Below are 18,438 nucleotides of genomic sequence, written 5' to 3' on the forward strand. Positions count from 1 at the left end.
GGCTTAACAGCTCAGCCCATCGCGGACTGCCCTTCCTTCTTGCGGTAATACGGATTGGCGCCACCTTTGTGATCCGTCGCGTCACGCACTTCGGTGATTTCCGGCACACGTTCGCGCAGCGTTTTTTCCACACCGTGCTTGAGCGTGACATCAACCATGCCGCAACCGTGGCAACCGCCACCGAACTGCAGCAGCACCACGCCGTCGGCATCGATCTCCAGCAGACTCACGCGGCCACCGTGCGCGGCAATGCGCGGATTCACTTCGGCATCCAGCACGTAACGCACACGCTCGACCAGACCTGCTTCCATGCCAGGAAGCTCGCCCTTGATCTTCGGTGCACGGATATTCAACTGACCGCCGGTCTGGTTCGGCTCGAAGTCGATGGTGGCGCCTTCCAGCCAGGATGCGCTATCGCCTTCGATATGAAAATCGAAGCCGCTGCATTCGACCGTCCACTCACCGCCGGTGAGTTCCTGCGGCTCGCAGAATTCCAGCTCGCAATCGGCCGCCGGGGTGCCGGGCGCGATAACGCGCAGGCGAATACTCAGCCCCTCGATGCCTTGTTGCGAAAGAAGGCGCAGGAAGTGCTGCTGCGCGCGCTCGGAAATCTCGATCATGCCTGCTCCGGAACCAGCTTTTTGACCCGGTCTGGCCGGGCTATACCGCACCATTTTAGTCCTGTTTCGCCATGAATGTCCGATTTCATTTTTTTCGCGTACAGTTTCGACGCTTCAGCGAATGACTTTGGAGATCGCCATGACCAGCCTTCCACTCGCCACCCAACACTGCCAGCCCCGTAAAGGCAAAGAGCACGCGTTGGACGAGGCGGCCATCGCCGCCCTGTTGCCGATGGTGCACGGCTGGAAGCTCAGCGAACAAGGTGATGCTTTGGTGAAGGATTACCGCTTCGAGAACTTCCATCACACGCTGGGCTTTATCAACGCCGTCGGCTTCATGGCCAATCACGAAGATCACCACCCGGACATCGAGGCGGGCTACGGCCATTGCAAGCTGCGCTGGTCTACACACGATGTCGGTGGATTGTCGTTGAACGATTTCATCTGCGCTGCGCGCGCCGACGCCCTGCTCGCTCGCTAAACGGCGCCTCCATTGGACTGGCGGCGGCGTCTGCACAAGCTATGGATGCTCGCCAGCTACGTGCTGGCCGCGATCTGTATATGTGCGGCGCTGAGCTGGCTGGCGGCGCGAATCACCTCGGCCCGCCTGCTGCAACAGGCCGATCAGCAATTGGCGCGCGTCGAATCGGACCAGCCATTGTGGCAATGGCATCTGCGCAAGCCCCGCGACCTGATTGCCGGGCGCGCGTTTGGTCACGCCACGGTGACCAGCGATGCAGACACGCTGAGCATCACCAGCATCGATGGCACGCCGTTCGAACTCGGCCTGCCGGTGGACTGGGCGCTGGACCTTGCACACTGGCCGATTCTGCAAATGCAACTGCAAAGCAGCGCAGCGGGCTCGCTCGGGCTGCTATGGGGTAGCGGCCACACGTCGACATGCCTGGCAGCCACAGCCAGTGTGCTGACGCCAGATGCTCGGACCTTGCGCATCAATCTGCGCGGCCTGGCCTGGCAATCGGTTGCGCGGGATGCCTGTACGTCACCAGGTATCGCACAGATGTTGCGACTGCGCGTACAGATTCCTGCTCACGCAACCTTGCGCCTGGCATCGGTCGCACTACTGACGAACGAACCGATGGGGCATGCGCAAAACGCCGCCATCGATCTGCCCAAGGGCGACATCCAACCCGCTCTCGCCCTCGCCCAAAACTTGCCGATGCCGCTGTTTCGTCTTCCGGAGGGCTTGAGCGTGGAAGCCATGCTGACGTTGCGCGATCAGTTGCGGTCACACTGGCCTGCGGCATTGATCGTACCTGCCGGCGCGATGCCACAGCCGGCGCCGCGAACATCGCATGCCACCGCAAGCTGGTTCGGCTGCATCCTTTATTTGTGTGCCCTGGTCTGGCTCGCGCTACGGCCGGTGAAAGGCGCGCTGCGGCCGTGGCTGGAGATAACCGGCTGCCTGTTGGGGCCCTTATGGCTGGTGATTGGGCTCAATTGGGGCCTGTATCCCACCCCGCTGGGTGTACTCGCCTTCGGCGGAGGCCTCGCCTACGCGCTGTTCATTGAGCGACGGCATTTGCCGCGACTATGGCGGTGGCCCGCCAGCGGGCGCGACTGGCTCCGGCCACTGGCTACCTTGCCGGTCGCCCTGCTGCTGATTGCGCTTCATGGCCACCGGCTGCAGCCGCTGCCGCTGGCACATGTCCTCACCTATTTTGGCTGGGCCTGGCTGCAACAGTGGCTGATGCTGGTAGTGCTACTGCGGCGTTTCGAGCAAGTCGGCCACCAGCGGGCGGCCCTGGCCATCGTCGCCACGGCCGTTGCCTTCGCCCTGCTCCACACGCCGAATGGCATGTTGATGCAACTGTGTTTCGTGGCTGAGCTGTGGTGGGGCTGGTGCTTTCTGCGTTCGCGTAGCGTCTTGCCAATCGGGGTGGCTCACGCCTTGGCTGCTCTGCTGGTCGAATCCGGGCTGGTGGGCGGACTGGTGCGGTCGCTGGAAGTCAGCGCCCGCTTCTTCTTTTAGCCGCCAGCGTATCGAGGAAGTTCTTCAGATCCTCTGGCAGCGGCGCCGAGAATCCATACGCGCGCCCGTCGAGTTCGAAGGACATATGTGACGCGTGCAGGAACAGGCGATGCAGTCCCAGTTCGCGAAAGCGCTTGTTCGCGTCACGATCGCCGTACTTCGTGTCACCTGCCAGCGGATGACCGATGTGGGCCGCATGCACGCGGATCTGGTGCGTGCGGCCGGTGCCCAGGGTCGCCTGCATCAGGCGGGCGCCCGGGTACTGCTCCATCTCGCGGAAGAACGTAAGCGAGGGCTTGCCGCCTTCGGACACGCGCACCATCCGCTCGCCGCCCTGCAAGATCGACTTCTGCAACGGCGCGTTGACGTCAAAACGGGCCTTGGACGGGTGGCCGACCATCAGGCAGAGATATTGCTTGGTCACCTCGCCGGCACGGATCGCCGCTTGCAGTCCGGTCAGCCCGGGGCGGGTACGGGCGAAGACCAGCACGCCGCTGGTGTCGCGGTCCAGGCGATGGACCAGCTCCAGGTGATCCTTGGGGCGGGCCTGTCGCAACAACTCGATCGCCCCGTGGCTCACCCCGCTGCCGCCGTGACTGGCCATGCCGGTGGGCTTGTCGATCACCAGGAAGTGCTTGTCCTCGAAGATCACCGCCTCGGCCACCGCCTCGATGGCCCCCTGGGAAGCCCCCAGCTCCGCCGGCCGCTCGGCTACCCGTACCGGCGGGATACGCAGCATGTCACCCTGGCTGAGACGGGTATCCGGCTTGGCGCGCTTGCCGTTTACACGCACCTGGCCGGTGCGCAGCAAACGGTAAATCATGCTCTTGGGCACGCCTTTGAGGATGGTCATCAGGGCGTTGTCGATGCGCTGACCGTCACGCTCCGGACCGATCTCAAGTTGACGCACCCCTTGAGGTGCATCAGGGGAAGTTGCCGTCTGCATTGAAAAAAACCTGGGTTGAGAGGATACTCGTATAGCGCTTGACCCGGTCGGCCGACGTTTGTGAAGGCCGGGTGCCCGCCCCGCGACGCTGGTGAGGTTTGGCTCGGTCGCCATCACGGCAGCCCTTGCAAACACCCTGTAATCGTAACGGTTCGGGTAGCCACTTGTCCGGTCTCATCTGCAGACAGACAACGCGCCCTGCGTGCCAAAGAATCACCCCGGTATCGGGAACGTTACCGTTTATTTGCCGCTTTACCGCTGCGGCGCGATCCGAAGGCCGGCCGCCACACCAGGCGCCACCGCGGCGCGCGACGCGCGGCCAAGCCGAGGAATCACAATGAAAAGAATGTTGATCAACGCGACTCAGCGTGAAGAGTTGCGTGTGGCTATCGTTGATGGCCAAACCCTTTACGATCTTGATATCGAAATCCCCTCTCGCGAACAGAAAAAGGCCAATATTTACAAGGGCCGTATCACTCGCGTTGAGCAATCCCTCGAAGCCTGCTTTGTCGACTATGGCGCCGAACGCCACGGCTTCCTTCCGCTGAAGGAAATCGCCCGCGAGTACTTCACGCCGGGCCTGGATCCCTACAAATCCAACATCCGCGAGTTGTTGAAGGAAGGTCTGGAAGTCGTCGTCCAGGTCGAGAAGGAAGAGCGCGGCAACAAGGGTGCCGCCCTTACCACCTTCATCAGCCTGGCCGGCCGCTACATGGTGCTGATGCCGAACAACCCGAAGGCGGGCGGCGTATCGCGTCGCATCGAGGGTGAAGACCGGCAGGCCCTGAAGGAAGCACTGGAACACCTCACCGTTCCGGACGACATGGGCCTGATCGTGCGCACCGCCGGCATGGGTCGTGACGCCGAAGAGCTGCAGTGGGATCTCGATTACCTGATCCAGCTATGGAAGGCCATTTCCGGCGCTGCCCAGGCGCAGAAGGCGCCCTTCCTGATCTACCAGGAATCGAAGCTGTTCATCCGCGCCCTGCGCGACTACCTGCGCAGCGACATCGGCGAGATCCTGATCGACGAGGAGTCGCTTTACCACGACGCCCGTGAGTTCATGCAGCAGGTGATGCCCAACGCCTTGCGCAAGCTCAAGCTCTATAAAGACGATACGCCGCTGTTCTCGCGCTACCAGATCGAAACCCAGATCGAGAGCGCCTTCGACCGCAGCGTACGCCTGCCCTCCGGCGGCTCGATCGTGATCGACCAGACCGAAGCGCTGACCGCGATCGACATCAACTCCTCCAAGGCCACCAAGGGTGGCGACATCGAGGAGACCGCGTTCAACACCAACCTGGAAGCGGCGACCGAGATCGCCCGCCAGCTGCGCATCCGCGATGCCGGCGGCCTGATCGTGATCGACTTCATCGACATGGACAGCCCCAAGCACCAGCGGGAAGTCGAAGAGCGCCTGAAGGACGCTTCCAAGCTGGACCGTGCGCGCATCCAGATCGGCCGCATCTCGCGCTTCGGCCTGTTGGAAATGTCACGCCAGCGCCTGCGCCCCTCGCTGGGCGAAGCCACCCAGATCGTCTGCCCGCGCTGCGAAGGCCATGGCCATATCCGCAGCGTGGAATCGCTGTCGCTATCGACCTTGCGACTGATCGAAGAGCACGCCATGAAGGACAACACCGGCCAGGTGCTGGTGCAGGCTCCATCGAGCGTGGCCAACTTCATGCTCAACGAGAAGCGCGCCAGCGTGGTCGAGATCGAGCTGCGCAACAAGGTGCACGTGGTGATCGTGGCGGACGACAAGCTCGATACGCCGCACATCGAGATCCAGCGCATCCGCGAAGCGGACATGGGCGAGCACAGCAAGCCCAGCTACGAACGCATCACCGCGGAAGAACCCAACGCCATCCGCAAGATGGGCCAGATGCTCGGCAGCAGCGAGCAGCCGGCCGTCAGCGGCATCGTGCCGGCCAGCCCGGCGCCGGTACGTGAGGAAGAGCCCACGCCTGCCGCTGCGTCAGCCCCGGTCGCAAAGCGCCAGCCTGTCGCTGCACCCGCTGCGGCACCGGCGAACAGCGGCGGCTTCTTCTCTCGCCTGTTTGGTATCTTCCGCGGCAGCAGCGCTGCCGAACCAGCCCCGGCGCCTACACCGGCTGTGCGCCAGGAGGCGCCACGCGGCAAGCAACAGGACAACCGTCGCAACGAGCGTCGTGCCGAGGGTGGCCAGCAGCGCCAGGGTCAGCAGCGCGAGGCACAGCAAGGCGGTGCCCGCGGCAATGCCCAACAGCAGGCCAAGAACCAGAATCAGCAGCGGCAGCGGAACGAACAGCAAGCTCAGGCCCGCCAGCAGCAACAGCCGCAGCAACAAGGCAACAAGCAGGAACAGCGTCAGCAAAAGCCGCAACAGGCCCAAGATGCTGTGGCCAACGAACAGCGCAATAAGCAGCAGAACACCCAGGCTGCCAAGCAAGCGCAGCAGGAACGCCAGCCGCGTCAACCGCAGGCCGAACGTTCTCAACAAGCGAACGTGCAAGCTGTTGCCAAACCGGCCGAAGCACCGAAGCCGGTCGTTGAGCCAACCGTTCCAGCCGCGGTGACCGTGCCCGAAGGCATCGAAGCCCCTGCCACCGAGACAGCTGAAGGCGGTCAGGCGCGCCGCCGTCGCGGCCGTCGTGGTGGCCGCCGCCGTCGCCGTCACGATGGCGCCGCAGCAGCAGCCGGTGGAGTGTCCAACGACCAGTTGAACGATGTGTTGGATGATGAGGATCGCGACGAAAGCGACGAGCTGGAAGTCAGCCATGCCGAACAAAGCGTATCCGAGCCCAAGCAAAGCGTAGCCATCCAGCCGCCTGCGAAACCCGCGGACGCAGCACCTGCGTCTGCGCCGGAAGTAGTGGTAGCTACTCCAGCAGCCGCTGCCCCGGTGGAAACCTACGTACCGCCAGCAGCCAAGCCACAAGTTATCGAATTTGAAACGGCAAAGGCTTCCTTTGAAGAAGCGGATGTCGGTCAAGCTCCTGCTGCCGAGGATCGCAAGGAGGCACCGCTGATCATCGCTTCGGCGCCGGTGACTGCTTCGTTCAATCTGCCAGTATTGCCGCCCATTCCGGTGCGCGAAGTGGCTGAAAAACTCGAGGCGTCGGTTACCGAGACAGCCGATGAGCCGCAGGTGGACACACCTGTCGCACCGGCGGAAGTGGTCACAGTTACCGTGCCGCACGACATCACACCCGACGTCAATGAAACCAAAGTCGCTGCGGCCTCGATCGTGACCACTGAAACGGTACTTGCCGAGCCAGTCCGCGAAGAACCCGCAGCTACCGAGCCCACACCCGTCTCTGCGCCGGTAGTGGTCAGCCCCGCACCGCTGTTCCATCAGCCCGAACAAGGCGATCTGCTTTCCCAACCGATGCGCCATCACGTATCGGCCACGGAGGAGCACAGCCACGAGAAAGCTAGCGAGCCGCTGCCTGAAGAAGACGAAGCGCAACCGGCCCATCGTGACAACCGGCTGTCCTGATACACCGGTCAACACGACGATTCCAAACGAAAGGGCCGGACAATGTCCGGCCCTTTTGCTTACAGGAGCATTCGAAGCATTCGCTCAGTTGCCGACCTGGTTGTTGTGGGTGTCCAGCAAGCCGTGCACCGTCATCAGGTGCGCCAGACTGATCACGTGATCCACCTGCAGCTTTTCCATAAGGCGCTGCTTATAGGTGGAAACCGTCTTGGGGCTCAGACTGAGCTGCTCGCCAATGGCCGTGAGCGGCTTGCCGCGTACCAGCATCATGGCCACTTCCAACTCGCGGCTGGAGAGCACGTCGAAAGGCGAACCTTCGCCATCAAGCGTGGCCAGCGCCAACTGCTGCGCCACGGCCGGAGCCAGATAACGCCGACCGCTCGCGACCTGGCGGACGGCATTGAGCAATTCTTCGGCAGCGCAGCTCTTGGTCAGGTAACCATGTGCGCCAGCATCCAATAAACGCTTCGGAAAACGAGCATCGTCCACGATGGTTACGACGATCACGCGTGTAGGCAGATTCGCTCGCGCGATGCGCTCGGTCAGCTCGATACCGCTCATACCGGGCATGTGCACATCGACCAGCGCGATGTGTGGCTTGGCGGCCCGGATCTGACGCAAGCCCTCTTCCGCCGTACCCGCCTCGCCACAAATGCGAATATCCGGCTGCTGCAGGATCATTCTGAAGCCGGTTCGGACCAGCTCGTGGTCATCTACGAGTACAACGTCAATCATCGTGCGCCCTCCCTGGATAGGTATTGTGCACCTGCAAAGTAGGCGGGTGGCCGACACATTGCAAGCCCGTAACCCCTCGTCCAGCAAGGATTTTCCATATAGCGCCAAACCTCACACGAGTAGTAGGGAATCACCTACATACATGCCCCAATTTAAATGTCATCATTTGGTATATAGAACGTCGTAAGTCACGCAAGTCGTAGTCCCCCTGCAAGGCTAGTTCGCACTACCCGATGGAGGTATCGATGGTGATCTACTCGCTCAAGCAATCTCCGGATGGGGATTGGAGCATCCGCCGAGAGTCTGCAACCCTGTTTAGCCAGCTCCGGCTGGGCCCTGCCATCCAACTGGCGCGTGAAGCAGCCCGCGACGAACACACCCGTTCCGGCCGCAGCACCTGCGTTGAGATGCCAGGCCCCGCTTCCACGATTCGTCTGGCGCAGTACGCGCGTCCGGGTGCGCCGATTGAAAGTGCCGTAGCCTGAAGTCGTTCAAATAAACGGAGCGCCCTGCTCCGCTGAATGGTAGGCGCATGTTACGATCCGCGCGCCTGCAGCCTCCATCACTCGGTAGCTGCCTCCAGCCCGGATGGCGAAACAGGTAGACGCAAGAGACTTAAAATCTCTCGACCGCAAGGTCATGCCGGTTCGATCCCGGCTCCGGGCACCATCAGCTTCAAGCATTTAGGCATTCGCCCGACTGCCTGCTCCTCTCCCAAAATCCCATGGCTCCGACGCGGCTTCGACTATTTGCCAGTGGCAAATAATCGGTACGGCACGCAGAGGAATGATCAGGCATGAGGCGCACAACTGCGATGTCCATGGACATTCTGTTGCGCGAAATTACATAGCTCGACGAGCTTGTGCCTCGATTGATCACAACACATGGTGATCTTCTTCGTCAGGCTTATTCGGCATGCTCAAAGAACGCATGCGCTGCTTTTCCGAAGCGACGCTTTTGCCCGCATTGCTTCCAGCATCCCCGTCCTCTTAGGGTTTTCCAAAAAAACGGCCATAGGCGAACTAATTGCCGCCCACCTCGCCCACACACCTGTGAAACGGCGGTTTTGCGTCGCCTCGATCTTTCCGAGAAAACGATTCGGTGATCACTGACACCCTACTGCTGCATACCTTCTAGACGGCGCCAGTCCTAGCAAGAACGCGACCGTCTGGCCGTGTGCCTTACCGGTTGACATAGGCTCGCTTATTAATGAGAATTATTCCCATTAACACGATTTAACTCCGATATCACGGCGCTTGAAACCGGGTATCGCGACGCGATGGCCGGGAATTTCGCTACATGGTGATTGTTTGCGCGTTTTTATTGAGCGTCTTGGGCGCGGTGCTGCTTTATCTCTCGCATGAGCAACAGCGTTTGCTGCGTAGGCCGCTACCCTTCGGCGCACGCATGGCCGGAACCGTCATTGTCTTTGCCAGTGTGTGGATCTGGTGGGCCGCCTCAGGGGTTGCCGCAGGCATCGCCGGTACGCTGACTTCACTGATGCTCGCCTGGGTTGCGCTGCCCTATCTGGCCTGGTGGCGCGACAGGCGTGCCGTTGCAGCACGGGCGCAGAAACGGTGATCGGGCGTTGTCTGGCCGGGGTGCTGCTCGGTTTTCCGCTCGCAGCCGTGATCTTGCGCCTGGTGCTGCATGCATTGCCGAATGACGGCGCGGACTGGCTGATTCCGGCACTGATTCTGTTCTTTCCACTGTGGATGACGCTGATGATCGGGGCCTACGCCTTTCGTCATGCGGCGCGTGCGTGGCTTGCGCTCGGTGGCGCCAACGTCGTGGGGTTTCTCGCGCTGTGGCTGCTCGGCCATGCTGCATAAGGACGCGACGCGATGAAAGCGAGCACGCATCGCACGTTTCAGACCGTGCACACCTGGACCGGATTGCTGGCCGGCTTTGCACTGTTCGTGGCGTTCTACGCCGGCGCCTTGACCGTTTTCCACGACGCGATCGCCGCATGGCAAAACCCACCGTGGCGGAGCGCATGCGATGCCAATATCCCGGTCACGGTATTGATCGACCGGCTTGTGACGGAGCACCCCGAAGCGAAAGACGATTTCGGCATCGTGCTGCCGGTCGATCCTTCGCATGCCGCTTACGCCTATTGGCAGGATAGCCAAGGGACACGTTTTGCCAGGTATAGCGAGATGGCCAAGCCGAGCGAAGAGGCAAACCCGGGCGATCTGGCTGATTTCATCTACGCATTGCACGACTCGCTGGGCATTCCCATGGTTGGGCTTTATCTGATGGGCATCGTCAGCGTGTTGTACGGCCTCGCGCTGATTTCGGGATTTTTGATCCACCTGCCGCATCTTTTGAGCGATCTGTTCGCCATGCGCGTGGGGCACAATCTGAAGCGGCTATGGCAAGACGCGCATAACGCGATCGGTGTACTCAGCCTGCCGTTTCATATCATTTTTGCGGTGACCGGTTCGATCCTCTGCCTGTTCACCCTTACCCTCGCCGCACTCAACACCATTGCTTTTAACGGCAAGCTCTACGGTGCATTCGCGCAAGCGGTTGCAACAGCGCCCACGCTGCCGGCAAGCAACGTAGCCGCCACGATGCTGCCACCTCACGTGTTGATCGCGCACGCCAAGGGGGCTGCCGTCGCGGGCGAAGTCAGCAACTTCGAGCCGGACTATCTGCACTACATGCATTACGGCGACCGAAATGCCGTGATCGAAGTACGCGGCCTGTCGCAACACACGCTGGGCACCTACGGCACCGTGGCGCTCTCGGCGGCGGATGGCAAAGTGCTGGCGACGCATGTGGGCACGCAACACACCATCAATGGCATCACCAACTCGGCCATGTATGGCCTGCACTTCGGCACCTTCGGCGGCAACCTTGTGCGCTGGCTGTATTTTGTACTTGGCCTGGCAGGTGCGTTCCTTTTCTACTCCGGCAACCTGCTGTGGATCGAATCACGACGCAAGCGCCGCCATGCTGATCAGCCCAAGCGCACGCGCGTCATGGCGCGCGCCACGATCGGCGTTTGCATGGGTACGTGTCTGGGTATCTCTGGCGCGTTCGCCGCAACGCTGGTGGCTGCACATCTGGACATCGAAGCGGCCATGCCACAACGCATTACGTGCTATGGCCTGTTTTTCGCTGCATGTCTCTACGCCAGCCTGCGCCCCATTCCGCGCGCCGCGATAGAACTGCTTGGGGCCATCAGTGTGCTGACGATAGCGGTCGCCTGCACTGACCTGCTTGCCAATGGCACGGCATTCACCCAAGCCCACTCGCCGCAGACGCTTGCCGTACTTGGCGTCGATCTGACAGGTCTGGCACTGGGCCTGATATTCGCAACCTTGGCGCGTGCCGCAGCGCGGCGTGCCCGTCATGGCGATCCCAACAGCGTGTGGTCGACCGCCGTCACCTGATTTTCTTTTCATCTCCGATCGGCCAGCCAGCGCCAGCCGGATCATCACTCAAAGGAGTTCCACATGTTCGTGGCCGACCAACGTCGCGCGCTGTCTTGCCTGCCGTCACGCCGCCGTCTTGCGGTTTTCGTTCTCTGCGCTCTGGCTACCGGCGCGGTGCATGCGGATGACAGCGATCCACAGAATGCCAAGGTGCTTGATCAGGTCAACGTTACCGCCGCCACGCCATTGGACGTTTACCGCGCCAGCGAAGCGGATGCCGGCGCACTCGGTCAGCGCAGCCTGCTCGACACGCCTTTCAGTATCGACGCGGTGACCTCAGACCTGATCCAGAACCGGCAAGCTATCGATATCAATGAAGCATTCGCGACCGACGCCGGGGTGACTCCGCTGTCCAATGGCTACACCGGCGAATCTTCCGGTTTTGCCGTGCGCGGCCTGCCGGTGGACCTGCTCAACGGCTACAAGATGGATGGCCTGTCGATACCGAACTGGGGCAGCGATCTGCCGCTGGAGCCTTTCAGCCAGATCGAATTGCTGAAAGGACCCGGCGGTTTCATGTATGGCTTTGGGCAACCAGGCGGCATCGTCAACTTTATTTCCAAACAACCCACGCTCAAGCCGTATGCCAGCGTTACGCTGGGCTATCTCGCCAATGGCGTATTCCGGGAAGCGGTGGATTTCGGCGGTACCCTGGGCGGCCAGGGCGGCTGGGGTTATCGCGTCAACCTTGTGCATGAAGACGGCGATACCTTCGTACACGGCGGACATATCAATCGCAACGCCGCGTCGCTGACGCTCACCAAGGACATCACTTCCAACCTGCACTGGCACTTCAACAGCATCTATCAGGATCGTGATGTGCGAGGCGCCTATTACGGCATCATCCTCGGGCAGGATTTCGGCTACGCCCTCCCCGAGCCGGTGCATGTACCCGCACCGCTTCCGGGCGACCAGCGTGTGAGCCAGCCGTATACCGGCTACCAGACCACCTACCGCGTGGCCAATACAGGCCTGAAGTGGGACATCTCGCCCAACTGGAATTTCAGCCTGGATTACAGCTATGCCGAACAGACGCGCGAGAACCACGATAGCGCGCTGATCCTCATGAATAATCAAGGCGACTACACCGACCTGAACTTCCTGGGTTACTCGCGCTACAACTACCAGCAATGGCAAGGCATGTTCACCGGCAGCGTGACCACCGGCCCGATCACGCACAATCTGGTGTTCGGCGCTGCCTGGCAGGCTTTGGACGAACATTATCCGCAATACAGCGGTTCGGATTTCGGCGAAGTGGTGCTCGGCAGCGGCAATATCTACGATGTGCCGGTATTCCCCAATCCCAACACGCCGGTCAGCCGCGCAACCTACCTGGCGGAAACCACCACGCAACGCGCGCTGTTCGCCAGCGACACGCTGACTTTCTCGCAGCAGTGGTCCGCCCTGCTCGGCCTGCGCTACATCGAATATATCGATACATCGTATAACGACGGCAGCACCACGCCCGCCGCCCGCTACAACCAGAATCCGGTCACCCCCACGGCCGCGCTGATGTACAAGCCGATCGCGCCGGTCACGCTGTACGCCAGCTATGTGCAGTCGCTGGAACAACCCGCCAGCGCACCGGAAACGGCGGTCAATGCCTACCAGACCTTTGCTCCCACCATGAGCAAGCAATTCGAACTCGGCGCCAAGACCGAATTCGATACCTGGAGCACCAACCTCGCCCTGTTCCAGGTGCAACGCGGCCTGCAATACCTCACCAGCGACAACGTCTATGTGCAGAACGGACAGACCCGTTATCAAGGCATCGATTTATCCACGCAGACCAGCCTGGGCAAGAACTGGACGCTGATGGGTGGTGTGATGTACCTGGATGCCACCAACGTACTCGCTGCCCCAGACGTAAATGGCAAGCGCGCTTATGGGGCGCCGCGGCTGCAAGGCAATGTGTATGTCGAATACCGCGTGCCGCAGATTCCCGGCCTGTTCCTGACCGGAGGTGCCCGCTATGTGGGTAACGAAGCGGTCGAGGCCGACAACAGCAATTTCATCGGCGCGTATCACACCTTCGATCTCGGTGCCCGCTACACCACGATGATGGGCAACCATCCGGTGACCTATCGCGTCGGCGTCGACAACCTGACCAACGAGAAATACTGGCTGACCAGCTTCGGTTTCATTCTCAACCAGGGCACACCGCGCACGGTGCGGGCAAGCGTGACGTTTACGCTATAAGGCATAACGGCGATGGTCACCACGGATCGCATCACCGCCTAAGGGAGTAATAAGTAACTCCGGGCAAGCTTGGTCTACCTCATAGACCGAGCTTGCCTCATGCATCGATCCCCGTTTGTCCCTATCTGCGCCGCCGTACTGGCTTCAGTGGCGGGCCTTGCCGCCACCTTGTCGCTGGCCGACAGCCCTGCGTCGTCCAGCCTAAAAGTGATCAGCCAGCTGAAGCTGGGCGGCGCGGGTGGCTGGGACTATCTCAGTTTCGACGCACAGCGCCGGCACTTGTTTGTCAGCCGTGGTGATCACGTGGCCGTGATCGATGTTGATGCCGGCAAGCAGATCGGCAGCATCCCCAACACGTACGGCGTGCATGGCATCGCCGTTGCGCAGGATCTGCATCTTGGCTTTACCAGCAACGGCAAGGCCGACTCGGTGACCGCATTCAATCTGGATACGCTCAAGACCGTTGCCACCATCACTGGGACGGGACAGAAGCCGGACTCCATCCTTTACGACAGCGCCTCGCACCACGTTTTTACCTTCAACGGCAAGAGCGGCGATGCCAGCGTGATCGATCCAGCCAAACACGCGGTGATCGCCACCATTGCCCTGCCCGGCAAGCCGGAGTTTTCGGTGACGGACGAGGCTGGCCATCTCTACGTCAATCTCGAAGACAAATCCGAATTGGCGCAGATCGACAGCCGCAGCAATAAAGTGCTGCATACCTGGTCGCTCGCACCATGCGAATCACCCAGCGGACTGGCGATGGACGTGGCGCATCAGCGCCTTTTCTCGGTATGCGACAACCGCACCATGACTGTGCTGGACGCCAATGACGGCCATCGCGTCGCGACCGTGGCGATCGGCGACGGCCCGGACGCGGTGACCTTTGATGCCGCACAGAACACGATCTACAGCTCCAACGGTGAAAGCGGCACGCTCACCGTGATCCACGAAGACGATCCGGACCACTATAGCGTCGTTGCGAACGTACCGACGCAGGTCAGCGCGCGCACCCAGGCGCTGGATCCGCAGAAGCACCGCATCTATCTGTCTGCCGCACAACTGGGCAGCGGAAAAGATGCACGCGGACACCGGCAGATCGCGCCGGGCAGCTTTGCGATTCTGACCGTAGGCCAGCCGTGAACGCATGCAGGGGCGATGCTTGGCGCCCGCCCCTGCTTACTCCATATCCGGCGATGACGCGATGTCCACCGCGCCCGAGCTGGGAATGGTCACGCGCACACGCAAACCACGGCCGGATGGTGCATCCAGCAATTCAATCGTTGCATTGTGCAGCTGCGCAGCGCGCTGCACGATCGAAAGGCCCAGACCATAGCCATCGCCACTGCTGCTGGCTTCCCGATGAAACCGCGCAAAGACACTGGCACGCCGCTCGGCGGGAATGCCCGGCCCGTTGTCGATCACTTCGAGCACCACGTTGGCGGCGTAGCGCTCCAGCGACAACTGCACCATGCCCTGGCTGGGCACGTGGTGCATGGCGTTTTCGATCAGGTTGCGCAATAACGCCGCTAGCGCCGCCTCATAGCCCTGCACCTTCAGGCTTTCCTCGTGCTCGAGGAAGGCGAAATCCACCCCGCTTTCGCCGAGCAGCGGAGCGAGTTCGTCGATCACATTCATGGCCACGACCACCAGATCGACCTCACTGCGCTGGCCCGCAGCCACGCCGGCTTCAAGTCGCGCCAAGGCCAGCAACTGCTCGATACGCCGCGCCAGTCGTGACAGCCCCAATTGCGCGCTGCTCAAGCGCGCCCGGGTATCGGCGGACAGCTCACCGGACATGGCGGTGTCCAGATGAATCATGGTCGATGCCAGCGGCGTGCGCAGCTCATGCGCCACATCCGCGCTGAAGCGGCGCTCACGCTCAAGCGCATCTTCCAGACGCCCCAGTTGCGAGTTCAGCGCCTGCACCACCGGTTGCAATTCCTGCGGCGCACGATCCAGTTGAATCGGCTGGCGGCTGCCTGGTGCGCGCGATGCCAACGCCTGCGTGAGCCGCTGCAACGGATCAAGACCGCGTCCCACGGCCCAGCCGACCAACAAGGCCAGCAACGGCAGACCGATCAGCTGCGTCAGGCCCAGATCAACCGACAGCGCATGCGTGATATCGCGGCGGCTATCGTCGCGCTCGCCCATGCGGATAACCACGCCGTTGGACTCATCCACCAGGGTGAACACACGCCAGCCGTAACCCTCGAAAAAATAATCCTCGAAACCGGATATCAACGTGTGCGGCAACGGCAATCGGGCAAAATTGGCCGTGCTCAGCTGCATCTGGCCATGCAGATCGAATACCTGATAACCCACTTCCGTTTCGTAAGTGCGCGCGTGCAGCAGCAGCTCCTCGGCTTCGCGACCGATGATCGGCACAATCAACGGCTCCTGCCCTGGCTTGCGCAACGCGTGGACACCGCCGTTCTGGATCAGCACATCCAGCGTACGTGCCGATTGCGCCAAACGGCCATCGAGCAACTCGCGCGTTTCCTTCAAGGTGCTCTTATAACTGTACAAGCCGAGCGGCAGCAGCACGGCCACCAGCACGGCGATAATCATCCAGCGCAGGCGTCCGCGCAGACTCAATGGACTCACGTGGGATCCCTGGGAATCATGTAGCCCACACCGCGAATGGTGCGGATGGCGTCGAAACTCAATTTGCGGCGCAGGGCATGGATCTGCACCTCCAGCGCGCTGCTGCCGACGGAGTTATCCAGGCCGTAAAGCGAGTTTTCCAGATGCTCGCGGCGTACGATGCGCCCGGCGCGTTCCATCAGGATGCGCAGCAGCGAAAACTCACGCCGGGTCAGCTCCACGCGCTTGCCGCGGTACTCCGCTTCGGAGGTGCCGATATCCAGGCTGATCACTCCGACATCGATGCGATTGGCGGCGAGTCCCTGCGCTCGCCGCGTCAGCGAACGGATGCGTGCACTGAGCTCGTCCAGGTGAAACGGCTTGACCAGGTAATCATCGGCACCCGCATCCAGACCGCGCACGCGCGCCTCCAGTGCGTCGCGGGCGGTCATCACGATCACCGGCGTATTGACATGGGCACGGCGTGCCTCGGCCAGCACTTCCAGGCCGTCCTTGTTGGGCAGTCCCAGGTCCAGCAAGACAAGATCGGCAGTCTGGTCGCGCAGGGCCAGCAGCGCCTCGCGTCCATCGCGCAGCCAGGTCACCGCATAGGAAAGCTGCTCAAGCGCATGCTTGATCGCCGTGCCCAGTTGCAGGTCGTCTTCGACCAGGATGATGTGCATAACGTCGTTACCTTCGGCCAACCATACCGGGAGGTATTGCCCCAGTCGATCATTGTGCAGAGATTAGCTTAGGGCGGTCTTACCGTTGTCATCACGGGCCGTCGACAGTTTCAGGGAATGGCGGTTTTCGTGATCCGCCTGACAGACCGCCTCCGCCGTGGCTCAAGAACGGTGAGATGTGTCTTGGTGCACATATCGCACATAAAGAAAAACGTGCGCACGTCCGGTTCACACCCGCTGCACGCCGCGATCGCGACATTACCCCGGCTTTGAACACCAAAGCACATGCCATGGAAAGTTGGCTGGGGAGTCGCCCTATTTCATGAGGTTACGTTTCGCTGCGCTATGAGGGGCAACGCCCTTCGTCTGCGATGGACCGCTTTTTTCATTACGTAGAGGAGTGCGCGATTTATGAAACCCTTTAGTTCCAGGCGTATGGCGTGGATGAGCAGGTGGATGCTCGCCGTCGTGTCACTGGCAAGCATGGTGGGTCTGGCGCAAGCAGCCGACGACACCCAGGCACAGGCCACGCTCACCACGGTCAGTTCAATCGCCCCTGACCTGCGTCCGCAAAATGTTCCGCTGGATTACGTCATCACGCCCAACGGCTATTTTGAATGCGGCTTGGTATCGCAAGACGCAAGGTGACCTGAAGGCGTTCATGGAAGCCTTTGCGGCACGGCTCGACGGCGCCATTCCCGGCCGGGTCGCGGTGGAATGCCATAAGGACGGCCTGTTCGCCAAGGCCAGCCATGCGGCCAGGATCAGCGTCGAAGCCCACGATCACATCTACGTGCTAGAGCCGCAAACGCGAAGTGGGCTGGGGTGAGGAGCCCATTCTGCGAAAGAATCACATTAAGGCCCATGGTCCCGGCAGCGATATGCTATGCAGCCATGACACAGGCCACCCCACCCCGCCTTGGTGAAGACAACCGCGCGCTGCAGACCCTGCAACGCGAATACGCACGAGGCACACATATCGAACCGCATGTGCATGCCTGGGCGCAGGTGCTCTACGCCGTGCAGGGCGTGATGTGGGTGGAAATCGAACACGAAGCGCTGGTGGTGCCCCCGCAGCGTGCGGTCTGGCTGCCGGCCGGCCTGTCCCACTCGATAAAGATGATGAGTGCGGTGCGGATGCGTAATCTCTATCTGCGCCCGCACGATGTCGCCGAGCTCAGCCAACATGGCGAAGTGTTCGAAGTCAGCCCGCTACTGCGGCAGTTGATCGTAGTCATGGCCGAAGAAGGCGATCAGCGCAGCGAGGCGTACTGCGAAGCCGCGTATCGGTTGATCGTGCTGGAGCTGCTCGGCGCCAAGCGCAGCGCACTACGCATTGCGCTGCCGACCGGCGCGGATCGGCGCCTTGAAACAGTGTGCCGCGCGGTGATCGGCAATCCCACGCAGGACATCAGCCTGGAACATTACGCCGAACATGCAGGCGCCAGTGTGCGTACGCTCTCGCGGTTATTTCAGCAAGAGCTGGGCATGGGCTTTGCCGAATGGCGCCGGCAAGTGCAGTTGGCCGTGGCCACTTCGCGCCTGAGTGAAGGACACGCCATCAACGCCATCGCGCGTTCGCTGGGCTATCTGCCCAGCAGTTTCAGCGACATGTTCCGCCGCGAACTGGGCGCGGCGCCCGCGGCTTATGTTCCGCCCGCGGGCGGAGCCGATTCCTAGCCTTCCCCACGCCCCAGCAGCTTGGCCGAAATTCGAATGTCTTTGACCGGCCCTCGCCGGAGCGCTCTCTTACAC

17 protein-coding genes and 1 tRNA gene are annotated in these 18,438 nt (G+C 61.5%); 13 read left to right on the forward strand and 5 right to left on the reverse strand.

Annotated features, from left to right (window positions below; all coding sequences use genetic code 11):
* Nucleotides 1-11: 11 nt before the first annotated feature.
* Nucleotides 12-620, reverse strand: a complete 609-nt coding sequence (locus ISP19_RS09860; RefSeq protein WP_204681287.1) for an NfuA family Fe-S biogenesis protein — start codon at nucleotides 618-620, stop codon at nucleotides 12-14.
* Nucleotides 621-759: 139 nt separating this feature from the next.
* Between ISP19_RS09860 and ISP19_RS09865 the strand changes: the two genes are divergently transcribed.
* Entirely contained in the window at nucleotides 760-1,101 is a 342-nt protein-coding gene (locus tag ISP19_RS09865; protein ID WP_204681289.1) for a 4a-hydroxytetrahydrobiopterin dehydratase, read from the forward strand.
* A 45-nt stretch (nucleotides 1,102-1,146) separates the two neighbouring features.
* A complete protein-coding gene (locus ISP19_RS09870; protein WP_204681291.1) occupies nucleotides 1,147-2,613 on the forward strand; it encodes a CPBP family intramembrane glutamic endopeptidase in 1,467 nt (488 codons plus the stop codon).
* Here ISP19_RS09870 and ISP19_RS09875 read toward each other — a convergent pair.
* Nucleotides 2,591-3,559, reverse strand: a complete 969-nt coding sequence (locus ISP19_RS09875; protein WP_204681293.1) for an RluA family pseudouridine synthase — start codon at nucleotides 3,557-3,559, stop codon at nucleotides 2,591-2,593. The genes ISP19_RS09870 and ISP19_RS09875 overlap by 23 nt on opposite strands.
* Nucleotides 3,560-3,896: 337 nt before the next feature.
* On the opposite strand from ISP19_RS09875, the gene ISP19_RS09880 reads away from it, so the two are divergent.
* On the forward strand, nucleotides 3,897-7,037 hold the full coding sequence (locus tag ISP19_RS09880) for an Rne/Rng family ribonuclease (protein ID WP_204681296.1): 3,141 nt from the start codon (nucleotides 3,897-3,899) through the stop codon (nucleotides 7,035-7,037).
* Between the two features lie 84 nt (nucleotides 7,038-7,121).
* Here ISP19_RS09880 and ISP19_RS09885 read toward each other — a convergent pair whose 3' ends face one another.
* On the reverse strand, nucleotides 7,122-7,772 hold the full coding sequence (locus ISP19_RS09885) for a response regulator (RefSeq protein WP_204681298.1): 651 nt from the start codon (nucleotides 7,770-7,772) through the stop codon (nucleotides 7,122-7,124).
* A gap of 245 nt (nucleotides 7,773-8,017) precedes the next feature.
* Here ISP19_RS09885 and ISP19_RS09890 point away from each other — a divergent pair, with 245 nt between their 5' ends.
* The 7 genes from ISP19_RS09890 to ISP19_RS09920 all read left to right on the forward strand — a co-directional run bounded on the left by ISP19_RS09890 (nucleotide 8,018) and on the right by ISP19_RS09920 (nucleotide 14,557).
* Nucleotides 8,018-8,257: a hypothetical protein gene (locus tag ISP19_RS09890; RefSeq protein WP_204681300.1), complete on the forward strand. Its 240-nt coding sequence runs from the start codon at nucleotides 8,018-8,020 to the stop codon at nucleotides 8,255-8,257.
* 97 nt (nucleotides 8,258-8,354) lie between these two features.
* A tRNA-Leu gene (locus ISP19_RS09895) sits at nucleotides 8,355-8,441 on the forward strand.
* 630 nt (nucleotides 8,442-9,071) lie between these two features.
* Nucleotides 9,072-9,353: a hypothetical protein gene (locus tag ISP19_RS09900; RefSeq protein WP_204681302.1), complete on the forward strand. Its 282-nt coding sequence runs from the start codon at nucleotides 9,072-9,074 to the stop codon at nucleotides 9,351-9,353.
* Complete coding sequence (locus ISP19_RS09905) at nucleotides 9,350-9,604, forward strand: hypothetical protein (RefSeq protein WP_204681304.1); 255 nt, start codon at nucleotides 9,350-9,352, stop codon at nucleotides 9,602-9,604. Before ISP19_RS09900 ends, ISP19_RS09905 begins: the two co-directional genes overlap by 4 nt.
* 12 nt (nucleotides 9,605-9,616) lie before the next feature.
* The gene (locus ISP19_RS09910; RefSeq protein ID WP_204681306.1) at nucleotides 9,617-11,173 is read left to right on the forward strand and encodes a PepSY-associated TM helix domain-containing protein; all 1,557 of its coding nucleotides are present in this window, start codon (nucleotides 9,617-9,619) and stop codon (nucleotides 11,171-11,173) included.
* A gap of 63 nt (nucleotides 11,174-11,236) precedes the next feature.
* Nucleotides 11,237-13,414 carry a TonB-dependent siderophore receptor gene (locus ISP19_RS09915; protein WP_204681308.1) on the forward strand — a complete coding sequence of 726 codons (2,178 nt, stop codon included), beginning with the start codon at nucleotides 11,237-11,239 and terminating at the stop codon, nucleotides 13,412-13,414.
* Between the two features lie 99 nt (nucleotides 13,415-13,513).
* Nucleotides 13,514-14,557 (forward strand): YncE family protein, encoded by a 1,044-nt coding sequence (locus tag ISP19_RS09920; protein ID WP_239556715.1) that lies wholly within the window; start codon nucleotides 13,514-13,516, stop codon nucleotides 14,555-14,557.
* A gap of 36 nt (nucleotides 14,558-14,593) precedes the next feature.
* On the opposite strand, the gene ISP19_RS09925 is transcribed toward ISP19_RS09920, so the two are convergent.
* Together ISP19_RS09925 and ISP19_RS09930 are read right to left on the reverse strand one after the other, a co-directional pair.
* Entirely contained in the window at nucleotides 14,594-16,021 is a 1,428-nt protein-coding gene (locus ISP19_RS09925; protein ID WP_284384576.1) for a sensor histidine kinase, read from the reverse strand.
* On the reverse strand, nucleotides 16,018-16,683 hold the full coding sequence (locus ISP19_RS09930) for a response regulator (RefSeq protein WP_204681310.1): 666 nt from the start codon (nucleotides 16,681-16,683) through the stop codon (nucleotides 16,018-16,020). Before ISP19_RS09930 ends, ISP19_RS09925 begins: the two co-directional genes overlap by 4 nt.
* Nucleotides 16,684-17,127: 444 nt before the next feature.
* Here ISP19_RS09930 and ISP19_RS09935 point away from each other — a divergent pair, with 444 nt between their 5' ends.
* From ISP19_RS09935 to ISP19_RS09945, 3 genes are all read left to right on the forward strand, one after another.
* Nucleotides 17,128-17,331 (forward strand): hypothetical protein, encoded by a 204-nt coding sequence (locus ISP19_RS09935; RefSeq protein ID WP_204681312.1) that lies wholly within the window; start codon nucleotides 17,128-17,130, stop codon nucleotides 17,329-17,331.
* 13 nt (nucleotides 17,332-17,344) lie between these two features.
* Nucleotides 17,345-17,512, forward strand: a complete 168-nt coding sequence (locus ISP19_RS09940) for a hypothetical protein (protein ID WP_204681314.1) — start codon at nucleotides 17,345-17,347, stop codon at nucleotides 17,510-17,512.
* A gap of 65 nt (nucleotides 17,513-17,577) precedes the next feature.
* Nucleotides 17,578-18,363, forward strand: a complete 786-nt coding sequence (locus ISP19_RS09945) for an AraC family transcriptional regulator (RefSeq protein ID WP_204681316.1) — start codon at nucleotides 17,578-17,580, stop codon at nucleotides 18,361-18,363.
* Nucleotides 18,364-18,438 lie beyond the last annotated feature (75 nt).

This window comes from Dyella flava (genome assembly GCF_016904955.1).
Lineage (GTDB): Bacteria > Pseudomonadota > Gammaproteobacteria > Xanthomonadales > Rhodanobacteraceae > Dyella_B > Dyella_B flava.

Excerpts from the sequence above, each read along its gene's own strand:
- ISP19_RS09870 (WP_204681291.1), top strand. The coding sequence starts at position 1,147 with ATGCTCGCCAGCTACGTGCTGGCCGCGATCTGTATATGTGCGGCGCTG.
- ISP19_RS09885 (WP_204681298.1), bottom strand. The coding sequence starts at position 7,772 with ATGATTGACGTTGTACTCGTAGATGACCACGAGCTGGTCCGAACCGGC.
- ISP19_RS09860 (WP_204681287.1), bottom strand. The coding sequence starts at position 620 with ATGATCGAGATTTCCGAGCGCGCGCAGCAGCACTTCCTGCGCCTTCTT.
- ISP19_RS09940 (WP_204681314.1), top strand. The coding sequence starts at position 17,345 with ATGGAAGCCTTTGCGGCACGGCTCGACGGCGCCATTCCCGGCCGGGTC.
- ISP19_RS09910 (WP_204681306.1), top strand. The coding sequence starts at position 9,617 with ATGAAAGCGAGCACGCATCGCACGTTTCAGACCGTGCACACCTGGACC.
- ISP19_RS09875 (WP_204681293.1), bottom strand. The coding sequence starts at position 3,559 with ATGCAGACGGCAACTTCCCCTGATGCACCTCAAGGGGTGCGTCAACTT.
- ISP19_RS09945 (WP_204681316.1), top strand. The coding sequence starts at position 17,578 with ATGACACAGGCCACCCCACCCCGCCTTGGTGAAGACAACCGCGCGCTG.
- ISP19_RS09865 (WP_204681289.1), top strand. The coding sequence starts at position 760 with ATGACCAGCCTTCCACTCGCCACCCAACACTGCCAGCCCCGTAAAGGC.
- ISP19_RS09890 (WP_204681300.1), top strand. The coding sequence starts at position 8,018 with ATGGTGATCTACTCGCTCAAGCAATCTCCGGATGGGGATTGGAGCATC.
- ISP19_RS09880 (WP_204681296.1), top strand. The coding sequence starts at position 3,897 with ATGAAAAGAATGTTGATCAACGCGACTCAGCGTGAAGAGTTGCGTGTG.
- ISP19_RS09900 (WP_204681302.1), top strand. The coding sequence starts at position 9,072 with ATGGTGATTGTTTGCGCGTTTTTATTGAGCGTCTTGGGCGCGGTGCTG.
- ISP19_RS09935 (WP_204681312.1), top strand. The coding sequence starts at position 17,128 with ATGAGCAGGTGGATGCTCGCCGTCGTGTCACTGGCAAGCATGGTGGGT.
- ISP19_RS09930 (WP_204681310.1), bottom strand. The coding sequence starts at position 16,683 with ATGCACATCATCCTGGTCGAAGACGACCTGCAACTGGGCACGGCGATC.
- ISP19_RS09920 (WP_239556715.1), top strand. The coding sequence starts at position 13,514 with ATGCATCGATCCCCGTTTGTCCCTATCTGCGCCGCCGTACTGGCTTCA.
- ISP19_RS09915 (WP_204681308.1), top strand. The coding sequence starts at position 11,237 with ATGTTCGTGGCCGACCAACGTCGCGCGCTGTCTTGCCTGCCGTCACGC.